The organism is Streptomyces litchfieldiae (assembly GCF_031845365.1).
GTDB lineage: Bacteria > Actinomycetota > Actinomycetes > Streptomycetales > Streptomycetaceae > Streptomyces > Streptomyces litchfieldiae.
The window spans coordinates 1-5,454 of the sequence record NZ_JAVREL010000047.1 but is presented as its reverse complement, the minus strand read 5'-3'; the positions used below and the strand labels follow the sequence as shown (position 1 = coordinate 5,454).

Genomic DNA, 5,454 nt, shown 5'->3' with positions numbered 1-5,454 from the left:
TCACCGCACCCCACCTCGTCGCCCTCGTCCGCGCAGGCGCGAAGTTCGAGAACGGAATCCTCGTCGAACGCGAGGAAGCTCACGCAGCCTGAACTACCTCATGATCCACAGGTATTGACAATTGCTCGAGGCCCGCGCCTTGGGCTCCGGCTTCCGCGGAGGCTTGATCGAACTACTCCCCTTGCAAGGGTTACGGAACAGACGTTTGTCCTCGACCGCAGCCTGCATGATCGCCTTCAGGTAGACCCATGCGACGTACGCCGTGCCTGATCCGACCTCACGCTGGACATCAGCTGACCACTTCCGCAACTCGGCGGTACCGATGTCCCGCAAGGCCAGCTCCCCAAGATGCGGCAGCACTTGGCCCCAGATGCGGTACCTCATGCTCTCCAGCGTCTGCGCCGGATGGACCTGGGACGGCCACCAGTGCTTCTCGACGTACTCGATCAGGCTGATCTCGCCGTCACGCGGGTCAACGAAGTCACCCCGGCGCGCATCGGTCTGGGCCTCGGCCAACCACGCCTTGGCGTCAGTGGTGGTGTCGAACGAGCGGTCCCGAACCCCGGGTATCCCCTTTACCCGGTAGCGAGTGCACTTGCCCCACAGGGCAGTGCGTTCCCGCTTCCCGGTTTCCTTGTTCGGCCTCTTCTTGAGCCATCGGTCTTCTATGTAACCCGCCATGTGCGACCTAATTCCTTCCCGACTCGGCCTCTATCGACGCGACGTGTATCGCGACCAGCACACAGACGACCGGTACTGACAGGAAATTCCGAGTGTTGCAGAACCATAATGCGAACGTCGTCAGTCAAACCGCACTGTGCTATCCACGCCGCTGCGGCGCCCCCTTCAGCGGATTGAGATCCGGGTTTGACCGCGAATCCGCCTTCTGCTGCTCGGCGAGCCAAGCATCGAGCAAGTCCCGGCGGTACATGACCCGCCCGCCGGGGCCCATGCGGAAGCTGGGCGGCCCCTGTCGGCGATGACGCCACACGTACAGGGTGTTCACTGAGATGCCCATGTACCTCGCCGCCTTCTGGACATTGAGGAAGGCAGGTTCAACCACGGGCTCGGACTGGCTGCGCATCGATTCCTTCCGGAGCAGACACCGCCAAGGAGGCGGACACGGCACATTCCCGCCAAACGCACGTGGAACCAGTGGGATCACTGCCGACGGATAGGACCAGGATTCGTAGAATCCGGAATTTGGCGAGGCCGCCATTCCGTGATAGAGACGCTCTCCAGGTCATCGCCGATACGCCCTGCTCGGCCACCACCAGCCGAGGCGTTGACGAGTGGATCCAACTCGGCGTCTTCGCCCAGCTCAAGCGGATCGCCCTGGAGACGTACGACCGGACCGTCGTTCTCGTCCTTGAGGAGATTGCCATCGAGGGCTGCATCACCAAGGCGCCTGGCGGTGGGGAGGCCGCCGGATGGGTCACCGGTCGACCGCAGCAAACAGGGCCTGAAAACGAACCTCAGGAATGACGGGAGGTCAGGGAAATCCCCCGCTCGGTGCATTGTGGCCCCGGCCAACCGTCACGACTCCCCGATCCTCAACCCCACGCTGGAGCTGCTGGACGACCTCGGGCCGCTCCCCGACTACACCACCGTGAACCTGGACGCCAGCTACGACTCCGCCACATCGCGCGCACGCTCGCCGAGCACAGCCTCACCGGCCCGCATCGCCCGCAAGGCCGAGAAGGCACCGATCCAGGCCACCCGGTGCTGCTACGTCGAGCGCACGCACGCCTGCCAGAACGCCTTCCATCGGCTGGCCCACTGCTACGAGCGCAGGATCGCGGTCATCGACGCCTTCTTCGACCTCGCCGACGCCATCATCACCGTGCTCAGCCTCATCCGCCGCGCCCGCACCACCCACCACTCATCGATCGCCCCCCGTTATCCGGGCTGACTCCTTCAGCACCAGCGCCCCGCGCCCGAACCGCTCCCTGGGCCAGCCCCCGAACCAGTAGCACACCAGCACGTCAAAGGAGGGGCCCCACCGTGGTAGGACCCCCTCCTTCGACGCAAACGTGCCAACCGGGCGCTCACGCCCTCACCTGCCGACCACCGCACTACAAGTAGGTGCTGGCGAACGTGCCGTCGAAGCCCAGGGCACGGTTGGTGACCTCCGGATGCGGATCAACCTGCTCCAGCTCCCCGCAGTGCTGCCGGTACCAGCCCGCCGGAATCCGCGGCTCACGCCACTCATTCGTGCACCGGCAACGCACCGACACCGTCTCCGTCCGCAGTTGGAGAATCAGCAGCCAGTCCCGCTCCGCCCCGCACGCCCCACACACCAACAGCCCCCCGTCCAGCGGCAGCTCGAACGGATACGGCCAGCACAACGACCCGCCCTCCCCCACAGACAAACCCGGCACCACGGCCGGCGCGGGGACCGGCTGCTGCCCGGGCGACGGCACGTCCGACACCCGTCCTCTCTCCGAACCGCGTGTGCCTCTGCGCAGTGTGAACACCTCGTTGTCCCTCCTGACCTCCCGAAGCGTCCCAGCATCATCCGTCCCACAGGCCAACAAGTCCACCTCAATCAGACACCATGGCTTTGTGCATCTCCAGGAGCAGCAGATGTGGATGGGAGTTGGGAGGCGGTTGGTGGTCTCTCGTCGCCTGAATGTCGATGAGAGATGAGAGCACTATCTGCGGGGGAGGCAGGCTTGTGGTCCTGAAAGACGCACGCGCGTGTCAACGAGCGTGTCAATGAGACGGAAGCGGCCGACGCCCGAGCCATGCACGAGGTCGAGGTCTGCCAGCTCTGCGCGGAGCCCACGATCTGGAGTGATCTCCGGGGCAACCCGCCTGGCCGTGGGCCGCCCGCCGGTGGCACTATCTGCGGGATGCCCCCTTCCCTTCAGGTCGGCCCGTACACCGTCATCGCGCTCGCCGACGGCGCGGGCTCCTTCTTCTCCCCCAGGTCGGAGGCGTTCCCCGGCGCCACCACCGAGCAGTGGGCGGCGGCCGACCAGCTCGATCCCGGCGCGCTCGACGCCGACGGGCGTTGGTGGCTCCAGTTCCGCGCGTTCGCGATCCGCAGCGACCAGGGCGTGACGCTGGTCGACGCTGGGATCGGCCCGGCCGACAGCCCGGCGGCCTCGTGGGCGCCCGTGCCCGGGGCGCTCCCGGCTTCGCTGGCCGCCGCGAGTATCGAACCATCCGACGTAGACACCGTGGTGCTCACGCACCTCCACACCGACCACGTGGGCTGGGCCGTCGTCGGCGGCGAGCGGACGCGGCCGTACTTCCCGAACGCCGAATACCTGTTGCAGCAGGCCGAACTCGACGCGATCGAGGAGGTCAACCCGCCGCTGCGGTCCGCTGTGATCGACCCGCTCCGGAAGACCGATCAGCTACGGCTGCTCGACGGCGACACTCCGCTGCGCAGCGGCGAGCGCGTGTTCGCCACGCCCGGTCACACGCCCGGGCACCAGAGCGTGCTCGTCGAGTCCGGACGCGAACTGGTCGCCGTCACCGGTGACCTGCTCGTGCACGCGATCCAGCTGCTCCACCCCGAACTCGCCTACGCCCACGAGATGGACCCTGAGCAGGCAAGGGCCTCAAGGGAACAAGTGCTCCACAGCCGGGCCGCCAGCACCCTCTACCTCGCGACCCCGCACCTGACCGAGCCGTTCATCGCCCGCTGACCCACCCGGCGGGGCGAAGTCGACCTCCGCCTCATGAACTAGCCTCGATCTTTCGTGACGGCCTGCCGGTTCATCTGGTGGGCCGTTTCGGCTTGTTGGATGGGGTGCGGGCAGGCTAGTGGCCCGGCTGTCGCGTCGGGTGGGCGCCGGGTTCCACGGCTCCGGCGTGCGGGTTCTGGTCGTAGGGATGGGTTGTCGCTGCTGGTCAGCCAGGGTTCGGGAGAGCCTGCAGTCGTTCGATCGCGTCGGTGATCACGTCGGTCCAAGGCCAGTGCGTCGCGAATTTCAGGTGTCGGCGGCGGGCTGTGGTGACGAGCTGGGCGGCGGCGGAGAACAGACGGATCCGCAGTCGGCGGGGCTCCCAGAGCCGGGGCTGGCCGGTCAGGGCGAGCTGGGCGATCTCCAGCCAGATCTGATTCTGCGCGGTGGCATAGAGAGGCAGGTTGCGCAGGCCGGTGGCACGGGCTCCTCGAATGCGGTCCTCGGCTCTCGCCCTCTGGCGGTGGCGCAGTTCGAGGGCGGCGATCGGGACGCCGGCGGTGTTCGTGGCGAAGCAGGTCAGCCGCAGTCCGTCGGCGTCGGTGAAGCGCAATTGGGCGCCGGGGTGCGGGCGTTCTTTGCGGACGATCAGCCGCATGCCCTTCGGCCAGCCCTTGAGGCAGTCGCCGTCGATTTCGGCGACCCAGGCGCCGTCGCGGATCTCTCCGTCGGGTTCGACCGCCGGCGTCCAAGCCGATGCCGGGACCTTCAAAACGGCCTGGTGGATCTGCTCGGTGATGGTCATGCCGACCGAGTACGACAGCCACCGGCCGCGTCTGGCCAGCCAGGCCACGAACTCGTGGGTGCCGCCGCCGGAATCGGTCCGGATCAGTGTCTGCCGGCCGCGCCGGTACTTCTTCGGCAGCTGGGCCAGGGCGAGTTGGGCGATGGCGATGTGGTCGACGGCGGTGTTGCTGCCCGCGTTGCCGGGCCGCAGCATGCCAGCGACCGGCTCCCCGCTGCCGCCTCGGCCGTGGTCGACGAAGGCCATCAGCGGGTGGTGTCCGAACGTCTTCTTCCAGGTCGCGGCGGCGTCCTGTTTCTCGGAGTGGGCCAGCACGAGCACCCCGTCGATGTCCACGATCACCTGTCCGGCGGCGTCCGGTGCCGCTTGCCCGGACAACTTCCAGACCCGTTCGCGGGGCCCGCGCGGTGCGGATCGCCGCCAGGGCCTTCGGCCCGGCCGAGGCGAGAGCGTCGATGAGGCGGGAGACGGTGGGGTCGGAGGCCACCGGACCGAACACGGCCGGCTCGGCCCGCAGCATGCCCACATCGGCCAGACAGTCCCCGCCGAGCGCGACAGCCAGGGCCACATCCAGCAGGATCTTCCCCGGATCGTGCACCGCACGCGCCTTGCACCACGGTGCCAGAGCCGCCGATATCGCCTGGTCCAGCCCGGTCTTACGGGCCGTCTCCACCAGCAGGACGCCCCCCGCCTGCGAGACCACCGCCCGGCCACCACCCTCGACGCGGACACGCGGGTAGGACCCGATACGCTTCTTCACCTGGGAAGTGCCTCCGGCGGTGGCAGGAACAAGGACCTCGACAATCCTTATTCTTGCAGGTCAACGCAATGCCGGTGACTTAGCGTGTTTGCGCAGGTCATTGGGGGTTACAGAGTGGGCGTCGGTAGGCGGCCCGGCCTGTAGCGTCCTGGTTCGGGTGGCTTTCCGGTGAAAGGGTCCGCACGGCAACGGAGTTCCCCGTAGGCAGGAGATCGACCAAGATCCTTCTGCCGTATGAGGAACTCCGTTGG

The 5,454-nt window shown here is 67.4% G+C and carries 4 protein-coding genes and 2 pseudogenes; 2 read left to right on the top strand and 4 right to left on the bottom strand.

The window, feature by feature from the left end; genetic code table 11:
* Positions 1-93 precede the first annotated feature (93 nt).
* Together RM590_RS35255 and RM590_RS35250 are read right to left on the bottom strand one after the other, a co-directional pair.
* Positions 94-681: a hypothetical protein gene (locus tag RM590_RS35255; RefSeq protein ID WP_311708900.1), complete on the bottom strand. Its 588-nt coding sequence runs from the start codon at positions 679-681 to the stop codon at positions 94-96.
* A gap of 139 nt (positions 682-820) precedes the next feature.
* Positions 821-1,084, bottom strand: a complete 264-nt coding sequence (locus tag RM590_RS35250) for a helix-turn-helix domain-containing protein (protein ID WP_311708899.1) — start codon at positions 1,082-1,084, stop codon at positions 821-823.
* A gap of 68 nt (positions 1,085-1,152) precedes the next feature.
* On the opposite strand from RM590_RS35250, the pseudogene RM590_RS35245 reads away from it, so the two are divergent.
* Positions 1,153-1,912, top strand: a pseudogene (locus RM590_RS35245) (IS5/IS1182 family transposase); the annotation flags it as partial.
* Positions 1,913-2,075: 163 nt separating this feature from the next.
* Here RM590_RS35245 and RM590_RS35240 read toward each other — a convergent pair.
* Positions 2,076-2,348 (bottom strand): hypothetical protein, encoded by a 273-nt coding sequence (locus RM590_RS35240; protein WP_311708898.1) that lies wholly within the window; start codon positions 2,346-2,348, stop codon positions 2,076-2,078.
* A 507-nt stretch (positions 2,349-2,855) separates the two neighbouring features.
* On the opposite strand from RM590_RS35240, the gene RM590_RS35235 reads away from it, so the two are divergent.
* Positions 2,856-3,659: an MBL fold metallo-hydrolase gene (locus tag RM590_RS35235; protein WP_311708897.1), complete on the top strand. Its 804-nt coding sequence runs from the start codon at positions 2,856-2,858 to the stop codon at positions 3,657-3,659.
* A 205-nt stretch (positions 3,660-3,864) separates the two neighbouring features.
* Here the strand turns inward: RM590_RS35235 and RM590_RS35230 are convergent.
* Positions 3,865-5,203, bottom strand: a pseudogene (locus tag RM590_RS35230) (IS1380 family transposase).
* Positions 5,204-5,454: the final 251 nt, after the last annotated feature.

What these genes read in the sequence shown, in the direction of transcription:
- RM590_RS35255 (WP_311708900.1), bottom strand. Translation starts at nt 681, where the DNA reads ATGGCGGGTTACATAGAAGACCGATGGCTCAAGAAGAGGCCGAACAAG.
- RM590_RS35250 (WP_311708899.1), bottom strand. Translation starts at nt 1,084, where the DNA reads ATGCGCAGCCAGTCCGAGCCCGTGGTTGAACCTGCCTTCCTCAATGTC.
- RM590_RS35235 (WP_311708897.1), top strand. Translation starts at nt 2,856, where the DNA reads ATGCCCCCTTCCCTTCAGGTCGGCCCGTACACCGTCATCGCGCTCGCC.